The 15,696-nt window shown below is 62.3% G+C and carries 13 protein-coding genes; 10 read left to right on the top strand and 3 right to left on the bottom strand.

From position 1 onward, the window contains the following. Nucleotides 1-56 precede the first annotated feature (56 nt). Complete coding sequence (locus tag J3E61_RS33095) at nt 57-1,622, bottom strand: PucR family transcriptional regulator ligand-binding domain-containing protein (RefSeq protein ID WP_192726061.1); 1,566 nt, start codon at nt 1,620-1,622, stop codon at nt 57-59. 169 nt (nt 1,623-1,791) lie between these two features. On the opposite strand from J3E61_RS33095, the gene J3E61_RS33090 reads away from it, so the two are divergent. The 6 genes from J3E61_RS33090 (at nt 1,792) to J3E61_RS33065 (ending at nt 9,545) form a co-directional block, all read left to right on the top strand. Continuing rightward, nucleotides 1,792-3,576 carry a thiamine pyrophosphate-binding protein gene (locus tag J3E61_RS33090; RefSeq protein ID WP_192726062.1) on the top strand — a complete coding sequence of 595 codons (1,785 nt, stop codon included), beginning with the start codon at nt 1,792-1,794 and terminating at the stop codon, nt 3,574-3,576. A 242-nt stretch (nt 3,577-3,818) separates the two neighbouring features. After that, nucleotides 3,819-5,426 carry an ABC transporter substrate-binding protein gene (locus J3E61_RS33085; RefSeq protein WP_210086887.1) on the top strand — a complete coding sequence of 536 codons (1,608 nt, stop codon included), beginning with the start codon at nt 3,819-3,821 and terminating at the stop codon, nt 5,424-5,426. Between the two features lie 29 nt (nt 5,427-5,455). Continuing rightward, nucleotides 5,456-6,463: an ABC transporter permease subunit gene (locus J3E61_RS33080; protein ID WP_192726064.1), complete on the top strand. Its 1,008-nt coding sequence runs from the start codon at nt 5,456-5,458 to the stop codon at nt 6,461-6,463. A gap of 8 nt (nt 6,464-6,471) precedes the next feature. Next, entirely contained in the window at nt 6,472-7,404 is a 933-nt protein-coding gene (locus J3E61_RS33075) for an ABC transporter permease (protein WP_210086886.1), read from the top strand. After that, a complete protein-coding gene (locus J3E61_RS33070) occupies nt 7,401-9,230 on the top strand; it encodes an ABC transporter ATP-binding protein (RefSeq protein WP_210086885.1) in 1,830 nt (609 codons plus the stop codon). Before J3E61_RS33075 ends, J3E61_RS33070 begins: the two co-directional genes overlap by 4 nt. A gap of 15 nt (nt 9,231-9,245) precedes the next feature. Beyond that, complete coding sequence (locus tag J3E61_RS33065; protein ID WP_192726067.1) at nt 9,246-9,545, top strand: WhiB family transcriptional regulator; 300 nt, start codon at nt 9,246-9,248, stop codon at nt 9,543-9,545. Here J3E61_RS33065 and J3E61_RS33060 read toward each other — a convergent pair. Next, nucleotides 9,542-10,564 (bottom strand): aldo/keto reductase, encoded by a 1,023-nt coding sequence (locus J3E61_RS33060; protein WP_192726068.1) that lies wholly within the window; start codon nt 10,562-10,564, stop codon nt 9,542-9,544. The two genes, J3E61_RS33065 and J3E61_RS33060, sit on opposite strands and share 4 nt — an antisense overlap. A gap of 259 nt (nt 10,565-10,823) precedes the next feature. On the opposite strand from J3E61_RS33060, the gene J3E61_RS33055 reads away from it, so the two are divergent. The 3 genes from J3E61_RS33055 to J3E61_RS33045 are packed head-to-tail and all read left to right on the top strand — an operon-like array spanning nt 10,824 to nt 14,161. Further along, nucleotides 10,824-11,489 (top strand): hypothetical protein, encoded by a 666-nt coding sequence (locus J3E61_RS33055; RefSeq protein ID WP_210086884.1) that lies wholly within the window; start codon nt 10,824-10,826, stop codon nt 11,487-11,489. Nucleotides 11,490-11,517: 28 nt separating this feature from the next. Beyond that, complete coding sequence (treS, locus tag J3E61_RS33050; protein ID WP_192726070.1) at nt 11,518-13,740, top strand: maltose alpha-D-glucosyltransferase; 2,223 nt, start codon at nt 11,518-11,520, stop codon at nt 13,738-13,740. 25 nt (nt 13,741-13,765) lie between these two features. Continuing rightward, nucleotides 13,766-14,161 carry a pyridoxamine 5'-phosphate oxidase family protein gene (locus J3E61_RS33045; RefSeq protein WP_210086883.1) on the top strand — a complete coding sequence of 132 codons (396 nt, stop codon included), beginning with the start codon at nt 13,766-13,768 and terminating at the stop codon, nt 14,159-14,161. 364 nt (nt 14,162-14,525) lie between these two features. Here J3E61_RS33045 and J3E61_RS33040 read toward each other — a convergent pair whose 3' ends face one another. Further along, nucleotides 14,526-14,888 (bottom strand): site-specific integrase, encoded by a 363-nt coding sequence (locus tag J3E61_RS33040; RefSeq protein WP_210086882.1) that lies wholly within the window; start codon nt 14,886-14,888, stop codon nt 14,526-14,528. A 107-nt stretch (nt 14,889-14,995) separates the two neighbouring features. On the opposite strand from J3E61_RS33040, the gene J3E61_RS33035 reads away from it, so the two are divergent. Continuing rightward, nucleotides 14,996-15,217: a hypothetical protein gene (locus tag J3E61_RS33035; protein ID WP_210086881.1), complete on the top strand. Its 222-nt coding sequence runs from the start codon at nt 14,996-14,998 to the stop codon at nt 15,215-15,217. Nucleotides 15,218-15,696 lie beyond the last annotated feature (479 nt).

Raw genomic sequence — 15,696 nt, 5'->3', positions numbered from 1 at the left:
GGCGCACAATGTGCAGTTCTGAAGCCAGGGCGTTCACAGTCGGTGCAATCGCGTCCTCAGCCCCGGCTCTGGCGTTGCAGCAGATCGTGCCCACGGACCGCGAATATCAATGCCTGGCGCGTGTCCGGGTCGTCCAACGAGCGTCCGAGCAGGTTGCTGATGCGGTCCAGTCGGTAGTACAGGGTTCGACGCTGCACGAACAGCAGCTGGGCTGCCTGCGTTTTATTGCCGTCGCACGTGAGATAGGTGCGCAGCGTCGGCAGCAGCGGAGTGGCCGTGTCCGCGTCGTGTTTGAGCAGCGGCCCCAGCTCGTCCTCGATATAGCGGCTCAACTCTGGACCCCCCGCCAACGACGCCAACAAGCGCAGCACCCCGAGGTCGTCGAACCGGTGCACCGCGTTGTCGGGGCGGGCGGCGGCCACCGACGCTGCGCTGCGGGCCTGCTCGAGCGCCGCCGGAAGTTGGTTGGCACTGACGGGCCGACTGAGACCGGCACGCACACCGAGCGCCTGCAGACGCTCGACGAGTTGCTTCTCCGAGTTCGCGCGTGGCAGACCCATGATGGCCAATGTGTGCTCACCCAGATCGGTGACCACTGCAGGGAAATGCAGTGCTCGGCAAAGGTCCTCGACTGCCTCGTCGCTAGTGTGCGATGCGGGCCCTTCCTTGCAGACGAACACCGCCACCAGCACGCGGTTGCGAAGGTCACGGCCGATACGCAGTGCCCGGGTGACGAAGTCCTCACCCGAAATATCGCCAAGGAGCAGCCGGCTGACCAATGAGTTCTGTCGTTGTGCCGACCTTGCGCCACTCTCCCTTGCGCCGAGCAACGCAATGGCGATGGCATCGGCCGCGCGGTCCAGCGCGTACCCCGCGGTGCCGACGACTGAATCGCCGCCGTGCAACACGTGCAGCCACCCCCATCGTTCGCCGCGCAGCACGACAGCTTTTCTCGTGCAGTGGTGCGCCTCGGTCGCGTTGCCGGTGTCGTTGGTTCCTGGATCGTGGTCGATGCGGGAGTGATGTTCCCACTGTCCGAGTGCTTCATCGCCCACTGGTGAGCTTCCCGAGTATGCGACCACCTGCCGCGACGCGTCCTCCAACACCACGGGATAGCCGACCTCAGCAGACAGCGCGTCGGTGAACTCGACGTGGTCACGGCCCGACAGCAGCAACTTCATGAACGTGGCGTTGAGGCGCTCGTAGGCGCTGAGATCAAGCACCCGCTGATCAACGATCGACTCATGTACCTGGGCGGAGACCTCAACGAACGGTAGCTCCCCGTCCAAGCCGACCAGAGGGAAATCGCGTTCGCGGGCCGCTGCGATCAGCGCCTGGGGCATCGCGTCGAATGCACGCCCACTCAGTTCGATGATCAGCACCGCGGCCTGCGCGTCGGCGATCTCGGTGAGGTACCGGCGCTGGCCCTCGGCGGTCGATCCGATGCCAAGCCCGGCGGTGAGCAGCATTTCCCCTCCGCTCAGGAACTGCGCGATATCCGGTATTTCGGTGGGATGAACCCACCGGATGGTCCGGCTTAGGTTGCTCTCGCCTGCATACACTTTCAGCGGAACACGGCTGAACACTTCCAGCTCGAGCGCCGCCCCGACTGTCATTGCCATGGCCGTCCCGTTCGATCGGCGCCAGAATGTGCAGGGGAATTCTGCTGCACTGCGCACATTGAGTCTATCGAGACATGGATCACTGTAGGCACACTTATCGACAAGGTCGCTGCCCGACCCGGTCGGCGTGACGTAACAGCCGAGCCCGTCACGACAGAGAGGACTCTTCATGCCCAGGCTCAACGGCGGACAGGTTATCGCCCGCACTCTCAAGGAATACGGCGTGCCCTACGTGGCAGGCATTCCGGGGCACGGCATCTGGGGATTGATGGATGCGTTCAACGAGGACGAATCCAAGATTCCGTTCATCCAGACGTATCACGAACAGAGCGCGGTCCATTTGGCTGATGGCTACTACCGAGTTTCAGGGAAGCCGATGTGCGCGGTGACGTCGATCGGCGCGGGCGCCTCCAACACCGTCCTCGGCCTGGCCACTGCCTACAGCGACTCCACCAGCGTCCTGGTTATCACCGGCGGTCCGCCACGACACATGCGCGGTCGTGGTGTGCTCCAAGAGCTGGAAAGGCAAAAGGACAACGGTTTCCCGCAGGTCGCAGAAGCGGTTTCTAAACGCAGCTGGGTCGCCAACAGTATCGAAGATCTGCCGTTCATCCTGCATCGCGCGTTCAGCACCATGCTGACCGGCCGACGTGGACCCGCCCACATCGAAGTGCCATGGGATCTGCACGCAGAGACCGCCGAAGTCAACTTTCATGACCTTGCCCGCCGGCTCCCGGTGGGCCTGCAATATCCCGACCCCGAGGCGATTGAGCGTGCGATCGCGGTGCTGGCCGGTGCGGCGCGACCGATGATCATCATCGGGGGCGGCGCCATCAGTGCCGACGCCACCGACGAAGTGCGGGCCCTGGCCGAAGGATTCAACATCCCCGTCGCAACGACGTGGAATGGCAAAAGCGGGTTCCCCGAGGATCACGATCTGTTCGTCGGAAGCGTCGGCCAGACCGGCACGATCCACGGAAATTACCTGGCCGCCAACGCCGATGTCGTCGTCTCGATCGGCTGCCGGTTCACCGACTGGTCGTCGTCCAGCTACGCCAAGGGGCAGTCGTTCTCGTTCCCGCCGGCCAAGCTCATTCACATCGATATCGATCCGCACGAGATCGGCAAGATCTACCCGGCCGAGGTCGGCATCCTCGCCGACGCTAAACCCGCCGTCGCCGCGATCGTCGACTCACTGCCAGCCAAGCCGACCCGTACTGACTATCTCGCAGAGGTCGCCGAACGGAAAGCGGAGTGGGAGAACGAATTATCGACCCGCCGCGACACCGACCGCTTCCCGTTCACGCTGCAGCGACCCCTGGCCGCCCTGCGCCGCGTGATGGACCGAAGCGGCATCGTACTGGTCGGTTCGGGTAATACCCAAGGTGCCGTCAAGCAGACGTTCCCGGTCTACGAGCCGCGCACACACCTGACGACAGGCGGCTTCTCATCCATGGGATGGCCGGTGCCCGCCGCGCTGGGCGCCAAACTCGCCGCACCGGAGCGCCAGGTGGCCAGCATCACCGGTGATGGCGACTTCCTGATGACAGCACAGGAGATCGGGGTCGCCATCCAGCACGACATTCCCGTGGTGTTTGTCGTGCAGGACAATTCGGGCTATATCTCGATCCGCGGCGGTCAGCGCAACGCCACCGACCGTATCATCGGCACCGAGTTCAACCGCCCCGACGGCACTCCGTACAGCCCAAGCTTCAAGGATCTCGGAAAGTCGTTCGGGCTGGAATCATTCCGGGTCGACTCGGCAGCCGACCTCGAGCCGACCTTCAAGCGGGCCTTCGACGCACAGGCCCCGGTACTGGTCGAGATTCCTACCGATCGCGACCTCGCCAGCCCATTCGTTCCGGGCTGGCTCGATTTCCCGCCGCTGCCGCACATCACCGACGAACGAGCCGACGAATACCGCCAGAATCGCGCCAACGAGCAGCACCAGTAGGGGTTCACACGATGAACGACGACACTTCATAACGCCCGGGAGTGCCCGCAAGGTGCCCGCGCAATCTGCGCAGGGCGGCGCGGGCGCCTACCACTCAGCGACGTCTAGCGCCTATTAATCCAGTCGACTCAGTCAGCCAATGTTGCCATCTGGCCATATCGCCATGCCGTTTTCCGGGCCAAACTCCCTGATCCAAATCGTCCGCTCCCCACCCAAGAGCACACCCGTAAAGGGGTTTCAAAATGCAGGACAACATTTCTAGAGCCGCGGCCAACATGGCGGGCGCCCAGTTCGACCGTAGGAAGTTCCTGTGGTCGGCAGCCGCGGGTCTCGCCGTCGTGGGCGCCGGGGCCAGCCTCGTCGGTTGCGCAGGCGGCGGTCAAGGCGGCCAATCGTCTCAGGGCGGCCCGACAGGCGAACCCAAGCGCGGCGGCACCCTCCGGGTCGGCGCGCAAGGCGGCGCCAACACCGACACCCTCGATGCCCAAAACGGTCTCACCAACACCGATTACACGCGCAACGCGCAACTGTACGATCCCCTGGCTCGGCTTGACGACAAGGGGCAGCCGCAACTGGTCTTGGCCAAGGAAATCACGCCGAACAAGGATGGCACCGAGTGGACCATCATCATCCCCGCCGGCGTGACCACACACCAGGGCAAACCGTTTACCGCCGATGACGTCCTCTACAGCCTCAAGCGAATCGTCGACAACAAGTTCCCCGGGTTGTACAGCCTGGGACCGATCGACATCGCGAATTCCAAAGTCGTCGATCCCACCACGCTGAAGGTGGCTTTCACCAAGCCCTACGCCATCCTCGTGGAGGGTTTGACCACCGTGTTCATGAACATGGTCCCGCGCGACTACGACCCCAAAAAACCTGACGGCACAGGCCCGTTCAAGTTCCAGAGCTTCACGCCAGGCGTCGAGAGCACGTTCGTGCGCAACGCGAACTACTGGCAGGCCGACTTGCCCCATCTGGACGCGGTGGTCACGACAAACATCGCCGATGAGACCAGTCAGGTCAACGCACTGCAGTCGGGCCAGGTCGACGTCATCAACTATTTGTCCCAAGGTTCGGTCGCGGCGCTGCAATCCGGCGGCATGCATGTAGTCGTTTCCGGCACCGGCGGATGGGGACCGTTCACGATGCGCGTCGACCAAAAGCCATTTGATGACCTGCGCGTGCGCCAGGCGCTGCGGTTGATCGTGGATCGCCAGGAGATGCTCAACCAGGTCTTCGGCGGCAAGGGAAAGATCGGCAACGACGTCTTCGGCATATACGACAGAGACTTCCCGACAGATTTACCACAACGCCACCAAGACATCGACCAGGCGAAGTCACTGCTCAAGGCGGCCGGGCAGCAGGACCTGACAATCCAACTGGTGACAACCCCCAATGCCCCCGGAATGATCCCCGCCGCACAGGTTTTCGCCACGCAAGCCAAGAAGGCAGGCGTCAACGTCAACATCGTCCAGCAGACAACGACCGACTACTTCGCCAACTCCTACCTGAAAGTGGCCTTCAGCCAGGACTACTGGCCCACGCAGCCGTACCTGGTCGCTGCCGGTCAAGCACTGGCGGGCCCCGATGCGCCCTTCAATGCCTGCAAGTTCAACGATCCCGAATACAACTCGCTCTACAACCAGGCGATCGCCGAAGTAGACGCCGGAAAGCGTGCTGACCTCATCCACACGATGGTCAAGATCGATTACGACCGAGGCGCCAACATCATCCCGTACTTCTTTCCAACGATCGACGCAAGCACCCAGAAGGTGGGCGGAATCAAGGAGTTCCCCACAGGATTCAGTCCCAGCGGTAACGACTTCACCAACTTCTGGTTGGCCTAGAAACCCGCTGATTCGGCGAAAGGCCCACCATGACTGAGACGCTCCAAATCGCCACCGCGAAGCCATCGGGACGCAGTTCCCACCCGATCCGATCGCTGGTGGTATCGCGCGCAATCACCGGGGTGATATCGATTTTCGTCATCTCGATCATTGTCTACGCCGCGACATTGGTGCTGCCTGGTGACGCCGCCACCGCGATCCTCGGCCAACAGGCCACACCCGAGCGACTGGCGGCACTACGGGCCGAGCTGCACCTCGATCAGTCGCCCATTACCGGCTATTTCAACTGGGTGACATCCGCATCGCGCGGCGACTTCGGCAAGTCACTCACCCAGGGTCTGCCGGTATGGGACATTGTGGGGCCAAGGCTGGCCAACTCGATGGTGCTGATCGCACTCACCGCGATCATCTCCACCATTTTGGGTGTGCTACTTGGGATGTGGGCAGCCGCACGCCGCGACTCGTGGATCGATCACTCGCTGTCGGTGAGCGCGCTGGTGGCAAGCGCGTTGCCGGAGTTCGTGATCGCCGTGTTCGTGGTGATGGTTTTCGCCGTCACGATATTCGCGTGGTTTCCTGCGGTCAGCATCCTGCCCGAGGGTGAACACATCTGGAATGAACCGGTGAAGCTGGTACTGCCGGTCTTTGCCCTCGTCCTCGTGGTCACTCCCTATGTATTCCGGATGTTCCGGGCGTCACTGATCGAGGCGCTCAACTCCGACTACGTCGAGGTTGCAACCTTGAAGGGTGCCAGCATGTCACGGCTGTTGTTCGGTCACGCGCTGCCGAATGCACTGGCCGCAACCATTCAGGTGGTGGGCCTGAATCTGCTGTATCTGGCCGGTGGAATCGCCCTGGTCGAGACAGTGTTCCAGTTCCCGGGAATCGGTTTGGCACTTGTTGCGGCAATCAGCGAGCGCGATGTGCCGATGATTCAGTTCCTGGTCGTGCTGTTGGCCATCGCATACGTCCTATTGAATATCACGACCGACCTCGCAGTGCTACTCGTCACTCCACGCAAACGACTTCCGAGGTGACCACGGACATGACCGCTACCCTCAACTTAGACACGGCCGAACAGTCGCCGACCAAGCAGCGAGGTGCAGTACGACGAATACTGGAGAGCGCCTTGGCAACTCGCCGCGGTAAAATAGGCCTGGCACTGGCAGTGCTTGTGGTCGGGTTCGCCTTCATCGGCCCATTCCTTCCCTCGCGCTCACCGGTGGAGTTCTCCGGCCCGCCATATGCGTTACCAGGCAACGGTGCAGGAATTCTTGGCACCGACGCGCTTGGGCGCGATGTTCTGGCGCGCCTATTCGACGGCGGTTGGCAACTGTTGACGCTAGCCGCGATCTCTACCGCGGCAGCGGTATTGCTCGGTGCCATTGCTGGCGTGATGGCGGCCTATCGCGGCAGTTACACCGAAATGACGGTCATGCGCTCAGTCGATGTCATGCTCGCGATCCCCCAGCTGGTGTTTGTTCTGCTGATTGTGAGCGTCATCGGCGCGAAGACCTGGCTTGTGGTGGTGGCTGTCACGCTGTGTCAAGCGCCTCAGGTGGCGCGTGTCATGTACGCCGCCGCGCAGGACATCTGCGAGCGCGACTTCGTCAAGGCGGTCGCCCTGTGGGGTGTTCCCCCGCGTACGGTGATCCGCCGCCATGTCATGCCCAGCCTGACAACTCCATTGGCCGTGGAAGCTGGTTTGCGACTGAGCTTTTCGATCATTCTCATCGCAGGCATCAACTTCCTCGGGTTCGGCACACAACCACCGAATCCATCCTGGGGAGTCATGGTGAACGAGAACCGGCTCGGTCTGGCCACCAACTACTGGGGAGTGCTGGCTCCGGCCATCCTGCTCGCCATCCTCGCCGTGGGGACCAACGTTTTCGCCGATTCATTGGCGCGGGTCGCCTTTGGCGAAGGCGGCGCCGAGGAAACGTCGGCCGTTACAGGGCTCACCATGGCGGCATCATGACTGGGGTGCGCGAGGTCGCCACCGACGACCGCGACGCCGGTGCGCCGGAAGCGGGATTACTCGTCGAGGGCCTGACAGTCGTCACCGAGGGGCGCCAGACACCCGTGGTGCAGGACGTCGGTTTCGCAGTGGCGCCCGGCCACGTAATGGGCTTGGTCGGTGAGTCGGGTTCAGGCAAAAGCACCATCGGCGTCGCCCTTCTTGGTCTCGCGCGTCGTGGGCTGCGCATCGCCGGCGGACGCGTGTGCATCGACGGCGTCGATATTCTCGGCCTACAAGGCAGGAATCTGCAGAACGCGCGCGGCCGGCTGATTGCCTATGTTCCCCAGGATCCAGTAAGCGGACTGAACCCAGCGCTCACGGTGGGTCGCCAACTACGCGAGGCGATCATCATCCACCGCGATACCCTGCCGGCGGGGGAAACCATCGAGCAGCGTGTGCACCAGCTGATGGATGAGGTCGGCCTGCCCTCGACCGACGCTTTTCTGAACAGCTACCCGCACCAGATGTCGGGTGGGCAGCAGCAACGAGTCGGTATCGCAATGGCATTCAGCTGTCGACCCCGCGTCATCGTTCTCGACGAGCCGACGACTGGGTTGGATGTCACCACCCAGCGCCGTGTCCTAGAGACCGTGCGCGAGCTCACCGCTGAGCATCAGGTGACCTCGGTGTACGTCAGCCACGACTTGGCGGTGGTGGCCCAGCTCGCCGATCAGACCGCCGTCCTCTATGCGGGTCGCGTCGTCGAGCACGCAGCCACCGAGTCGATGTTCGGTGGTGCCCGTCACCCCTATACCGTCGGCCTGCTGAAGGCAGTGCCGAGTTCGGCTCGCAGTGAGATTCTGGTCGGCATCGAAGGTCGGCCTCCCCGGCCGGGCCGGTGGCCGCAGGGCTGTTTGTTCGCGGATCGCTGCGAGTCGGTACAGCAGACCTGCCGCGAGGAACTTCCGCCGCTACGCAATCTTGGTGACAGCGGTCAATCCCACTTGGCGCGTTGCTATTTCCCACAGCCGCCGGTATCGGCTGATCATGCCAAGAACCCTGTGCCAACGTTGTCAGGTGGTCCCCTGCCCATCGTTACGGTACGCAAGCTGGCGGCGCGATATGGGGCGCGCGAAGTGCTGCGCGATGTCTCATTCGAAGTTCTTGCGGGCCGCTGCACGGCTGTGGTCGGGCAATCGGGATCCGGAAAGACGACCCTGGCGAGATCGTTGGTCGGTCTGCACACAGCCTGGACAGGGGAGGTCGAATTCGCGGGCACGCGGTTGGATACGCAGCCGCAGCGTCGGACCAAGGCGCAACGTCAGACATTGCAGTACGTTTTCCAAAACCCTTACAGCTCACTGAATCCACGGATGTCAGTGCGCGAAAATCTGGAGGAACCGCTGCGGTACTTCTCCTCCTTGTCGCACCGTCAGCGCACGGAGAAGGTCTTCGGGGTGCTGGCAACGGTCGCTCTATCGGAGGAGTACGCCGAGCGGATGCCACAGCAACTGTCGGGCGGCGAACGGCAACGCGTCGCGGTAGGACGTGCCTTGATCGTCGACCCCGACGTCATCGTATGCGATGAGATCACCTCGGCGCTGGATGTGTCGGTACAAGCGCTGCTCGTCGAGCAGCTTCGGCGTCTCCAGAATGAACGAGGCTTGTCGTTGGTATTCATCACCCACAACCTGGCGGTGGTGCGCAGTATCGCCCAGGAGGTCGTCGTGCTGTCCGATGGCGTCATCGTCGAGTCCGGCTCAGTTGATCGGGTCCTCGACCATCCCACACACGCGTATACCCAGAGTCTGCTCGCCGATTTACCCAGCACCGAAAGGTCCTGAGCCAGAACAATATTCATGACAACGCAGTTACCATCAGCACGCGGCGTCAATACCACGGCCGAAGCTCGGGACTGGCAACTCTCGGCGCGATGCCGCGGCGAGGACACCGACGCGTTCTTTCACCCGGAAGGTGAGCGCGGAGGCGAACGACGCCGACGTCAACGCCGCGCCAAAGCGATGTGTGCCGAATGCCCCGTCAGGCACCAATGTCTCGTCCACGCGATGAAGGTCCCGGAGGCCTACGGAGTTTGGGGCGGTACATCCGAAGACGAGCGCGCACGCTGGCTCCGCACGCCGTCACCCGTCGTATGTTAGCTAACTCCAGGTGTGGGCGCATCCGGGCGAATCAGTTGAGCATGGCGTAGTTCAGCCCAGAGCTCTTCCGGCACAGCGCTTTCGAAGAGTTCAGCATTGCGCATCTGCTGATCGGTATTGCGCGCGCCGAGGCATATGCTGGTGATCGCCGGGTGGGCGTAGGCGAACTGCATCGCCGCGGCGGCAAGCGGCACCCCATGCCGTTGACACAGCTCTTCGAGTTTTGCCGCCTTGGCAAGTACTTCACGCGGCGCCGGTCCGTAGTTGAATCGGGCGCCGCTCACAGGCCCAGTAGCCAAGACACCGCTGTTGAACACGCCGCCCAATACGATCCCGATGCCCCGTTCCTGACACATGGGCAGCAGCGCGTCCAACGGCTCTTGCTCCAGCAATGTGTACCGGCCGGCCAACAGGCACAAATCAGCATCGGTGGCCTTGACCGCCTCTGTCATCACGTCGGTCTCGTTGACTCCAAAGCCGATCGCCTTGACGACACCTTGATCCCGAAGCGACTCCAACGCGGGAAACGCGCTGACGACAGCCTGGCGGAAGTACTCCGGCTGCAACGGTCCGTGAGTGAAGTGATCGCAGTCGTGAATGAACAGGACATCGAACCGATCGGTGAGCATGCGCTGCATGCTTTGCTCGACTGCACGCATGACCCCGTCGTAGCTGTAATCGAATGCCTCGACGAAGGGCGGGATATCGCGGTACTGGCCGCTGACCGTCGGCGCTGCGCTTGTCGGCGTCAGCACCCGGCCGACCTTTGTCGAGAGCACCATTTCGTCACGGTCGAAACGACGTAGTACATGCCCGAGCCGGTATTCACTTAATCCGTTGCCATACCCGGGTGCGGTGTCGAAGTAGCGCACGCCCTGCCGCCACGACTGCACGACCATGTCAGCCGCTTGGTCGTCGGTGAAGACGCCGTTGAAATTCCCGATAGGCGCACCGCCGAACCCAACGGCAGTGAATTGCAAACCCGACCGTTGATGAACCCTGGTGTCCGACACTCTCATTGGCGCGACCCTTTTCTGCTTGTAGCTTTACTCCGTCGCTTCGCGCTGCCAGGTTAGGGCGCGCTTAATTCGAGCGTAATGTCGCGAACCCACGCGAACCCGACACACTGTGAGCAGCGTCGGCGGCAAATAATGCACCAATTGTGTGAGGTTCGTGAGCGTCGCATCGCATAATCTGTTGACAACTTCCGGCCCGGTCGCCGACGTCTCGCTTATCGGGTGTGATCAAGATCAGGGGGAAAGGGGGGCACCGATCAACGTGCGGGCTCCCGATATCGACCCGACAGGATTGCGGTGGCATATCCGCTCGTACTTCGATGTGTGGACAGACCTACTCGAGCGGTCCCCCCACGGGCGTCCGATAGTCATCGGCATCGACGGTCACAGTGGCTGCGGCAAGACCACTCTCGCGAACGGGCTGGCAGCGGTTGAACCCCACACCGATGTGATCCATACCGACGACGTGGCCTCGCATCATTCGTTCTTTGAGTGGGCAGAGCCGCTGATTGAGTACCTGTTGAAACCTCTGCACCAAAACGGGCTCCCTATCAGTTACCGTCCACCCGGATGGGTTCTGCGCGACCGGCCCGGCGCGATCACCGTCGCCGCCGATACGACTGCGGTGCTTGTCGAGGGAGTCGGCGTCGCACGTCGGGAGGTGCGAAGGTGGTTGGACGCAGTCATTTGGGTATATGCCGACGATGACGTCGCCCGTCGGCGGCTGGTGTCTCGCGGGGAGAGCACAGCCTTTATCAACGACTGGATGGCGCAGGAGAATCGCCTGCTTGCCGAGCATCGGCCGTGGGAGATCGCTGATTTGCTCGTCGCGGGCGAGTTGGGTCAACCGTCGCACGACGGCCGGTACGGCAATGTCGTCACCGCCCCTGGCCCGGGGGCGGCGCGCGTGCGGGCCAAGGACACATAAGCGAAGCACTTCACCGTGAAGGGGTTACATGTCTCAGGCGGCAGAGTCGGAAGCCGATGATCAAGCCAACGAGCCGGCCGAAATCACTTTCGATGAGCACCTGCACCCGGCGCGGCCGCGAGCGCTGCGCTTTCGCCCCCGCGTCAGAGCCTCGTTCGTCCGACGATCACTAGCTCAGGACGGCACCGCGGCCGGAGACAATCCGGCGTATGTGTCCTGGCTGCTGTCGCAATCGATGCTGGCCGACGCCAACGAAATCAGCCAACAGTTCTCGGGACAGGGCTCGATGTGGCAGAACCCCTACGCCACGCCCGCCCCGCGCAGTGCTGTTGACACCGCCTCGGTGTGGTTCACCGCCTATCCGCTGTCGCTGATCACCCGGCCCGACGAGTCTTTTCTCAAAGCGATGGCAGACGAAAATATGTGGAAAGCCTTTTCCGAGATCGGAATTGAGGCCATCCACACCGGCCCGGTCAAACGTGCGGGAGGCATCTCGGGTTGGGACATGACACCGAGCGTCGACGGCCACTTCGACAGGATCAGCACCCAGATTGACCCTGCGTTCGGCACCGAAGAGGAGTTTCGCCACATGTGCGGAACCGCAAACTGGTACGGCGGCACCATCATTGATGACATCGTGCCGGGGCACACCGGCAAAGGGGCCGACTTTCGGCTGGCCGAGTTGAAGTACGCCGACTACCCCGGCATCTATCACATGGTCGAGATCGATCCACGCGACTGGGCTCAGTTGCCCGACGTTCCGGCGGATGCCGACTCGGTCAACATCGACGCCACAACGGAAGAATGGCTGGACAAGGCCGGGTACATCATCGGGCGACTCCAGCGGGTGATCTTCTATGCCGAAGGCGTCAAGGAAACCAACTGGAGCGTGACACGTCCGGTCGTCGGCGTCGACGGTGTCGAGCGCCGCTGGGTTTACTTGCACTACTTCAAGGACGGCCAGCCCTCCATCAACTGGCTCGATCCGTCGTTCGCAGGCATGCGACTCGTCATCGGCGACGCACTGCATTCGCTGACCGACTTAGGTACTGGCGGGTTACGGTTGGATGCGAACGGCTTCCTCGGTGCGGAGAAAACTGCCGCCGAAGACAGCACCGCGTGGTCGGAAGGCCACCCACTGTCAGAGGCGGCCAACCATCTGATCGCCAGCATGGTCCGCAAGGTCGGTGGGTTCACGTTCCAGGAACTCAATCTCACCATCGATGACATCCGCGAAATCGGCGAGGCGGGCGCCGACCTGTCCTACGACTTCATCAACCGCCCAGCCTGTCAGCACGCGCTCGCGACGGGCGATACGGAATTTCTGCGGTTGACACTTCGGACCACCCTCGAACTGGGCGTCGATCCCGCTTCACTGGTGCACGCACTACAAAATCACGACGAACTCACCTATGAGCTCGTGCACTGGTCCACCGGTCACCGCGACGACATCTACACCTACAAGGGCGAAGACGTGACCGGGGAAGCACTGGGCGAAACGATCCGCCGCGACCTGACCGAGAGACTCACCGGCGACAACGCGCCGTACAACCTGGTTTTCACGACGAACGGCATCGCCTGCACCTCCGCCACCATCGTCGCGGCCGCGCTTGGAATTACCGATCTGGATGTGATCGACGACATTGATCGAATCCGCCGCGCACATCTTCTGCTGGCAATGTTCAATGCCCTGCAGCCCGGCGTTTTCGCGCTGTCCGGCTGGGATCTGTGCGGGATGCTGACACTTGCGCCCTCCGATGTCGCTTCGTTGCTGCAGGGCGGCGACACTCGGTGGATCCATCGAGCGGCACACGACTTGATGGGGGTGAACCCGTCGGCAACGAAATCGATGGCTGGCATTCCGCGAGGCCGAAGCTTGTACGGGTCGATTCCTGAGCAACTCGCTGACGAGACGAGCTTCCTTCGGCAACTGCAAGCCATGTTGCGAGTGCGATCTCACTATGGCATCGCGACCAGCCGTCAGGTCGATATTCCGGAGGTATCACATCGCGGCATGCTCGTGCTTGTGCATGAACTAGCCGACCAAGGCCGCCATCAACTGACGGTCCTCAACTTCGCCAATGAGGAAGTCGTTGGGACAGTGCGCTCAGAGAGCCTCCCGCCGGGCGCGTCAGTGTCGGACATGTTTACCGGCAAAACTCTTGCAGCCGTAGACGATCTGCACAGCTTCTCCATCGAGATGCAGGCCCACCAGGGAATGTCGCTGCTCATCGAAAGCACTGCGGACTGACCTCGCATGCGGGATGGATTGCACCGTGTTCACCGAGGCCGAGTTGCAGCTGTTGGCTGTCTGTCAGCAAGGCAGAATGGTCAGCCTTCGCGCCGACGATACCTCGCAGATTCATCCCGTCTCGTTCGTCGTCGACCCCGTGGGCGGATGGATCGATATCAGTGGTCCCCGGCTCCGCGATTCGCAGAAATACCGCAACATCCGTCACGATCCGCGGGTGACCCTTATCGTCGATGAGGACAGCGCAGCAGCATGTGGATCAGGCGCTTCGAACGCTCGTAAACTTGAAATACGCGGCATAGCCGAGCTTTCCGAGCGTCCCACTCCAGGAATGAGCACCGACGTGATCCGGATCCGGCCCGTTCGCATAGGCACCTGGAACCTGGCCGGAGACGGTCACGACAGCCGCTTCGTCAGGTAGACCCGACGGCGGTTATGCTTCTCTTCAGTCGCGGCTATACACGGGTGGCGTGTACGAAGTGTTTCCCAGAACTCACCTGAGCCTCGCCGCCAGCGGTGCTGTACCCGGCCAGGTTTCGAGCCGCTCCTGCTGCCTGGAAGTAATGCAAGTGCTCGGCGATGGCCTCACCTATCCGATGAGAGTCACGGCAGATCGGCCAGCTGGCACCTACTTCCCCGCGTCGCATAAGCCGTCCACCAACAAATCACCAGATATGCAGTGCAACTCGCTCACCGAACGTGGTTTTCGACGGTCGTGCGTTCCGTGCGGGATCCGATAACACCCGATTAGGTGAACTCGCTGCTGGCCTCCTAATCGGCGTCCGCTACGTCCGCGCACGCCGAATCACCACTGCGGCAGCTGGATTCGATTCATTCATACCGCGAGCCACGAGCTCGTCATAGAACTTGCGCAGAGCGGTGACACGACGGATCGTGCTTCCGCTGTACTTGCGTCGACGCAACAGGGCGACGTACTGACGAACGTCTTTGGCCGATAGGTCCAGGACGTCCTTCTCACGTGCGTGCGCCCACCAGTACACGTCATCCAAATCGCCCCAGTAGGCGCGCGCGGTGTTGTACCCGTGGTTCAGCAGCACGCTTTCGCGAATCTCCGCGAACCGCCCGTAGTCGACGCGGCGCGCGGAAATCACCGGCAGCAGATGATCCGGGTAGAACTCGCCTGTCACGACCTCAGGCTACTGCCCTAGTGCTATCACGCTTACGCTTTTCTCGCCTCTACCTGCAGCTTTAGCCTTGTGATCGACACATCCATTGCGGATGCGAGGAGCGAGCAATGCGCCGGCAACAGATTAACGGCACTGCCGAGTCACACCGGCCAGTGCTCGACGCCGCCCAGCGGCTCGCGCGACTGGTCATCATCAGCTGTGTCATTCTGGTGCTCGCCTACTTCGCACTCGCCGCCATCGTGGTCATCCGTACCGGCGACATCCAAGCCGTCGCCGACGTCGGGCGCGCAGCCGCGGAGCTGATTCGCGCGCTCACAAGCTACGACTGAACGAGCTGGGCAAGTCGCGCTCAGCGATACCTTCGCTCCACCACGCTCCGCATTTTGGCGTACCCGATGCTCATACTCGGGTCATGAGTCAGCTCTACACAAAGAATGGCCGTCCATTGCAGGTCACAGGCTCCGAGGTGTACTCCAAGGCAGGCCGATACATCGGTCAGCACAGACGGCCGGTACGCCGGAACCGTCGTGGGCACCGCGTCGTCTATCGCGGCACAGAGAGCGCACGGATGGGCAGCCCATCGACGAGAGCCGGACGGGCCGGGCTGCGCCTCGTCTGGGACGCCGAACGTCCCGCTTCCGAGCTCGCCGAGGCTCATGGAGCCCGCCGAGTCCGAAACCGTCTACGTCGACATCTCCTGCCCGAACGCCAAATAGAGTGACGTCGGAAATGGCGCATCGAGGCGTTGCACCGTGAGGACCTAGCCGAACGGAATATGTGTCTGCTGCGGTACAGGTCACCGGTCTAG

Origin of the sequence: Mycobacterium sp. OAE908, from assembly GCF_017872775.1 — a bacterium.
Classification (GTDB): domain Bacteria; phylum Actinomycetota; class Actinomycetes; order Mycobacteriales; family Mycobacteriaceae; genus Mycobacterium.
This window is presented reverse-complemented; position numbering and strand designations above follow the sequence as displayed.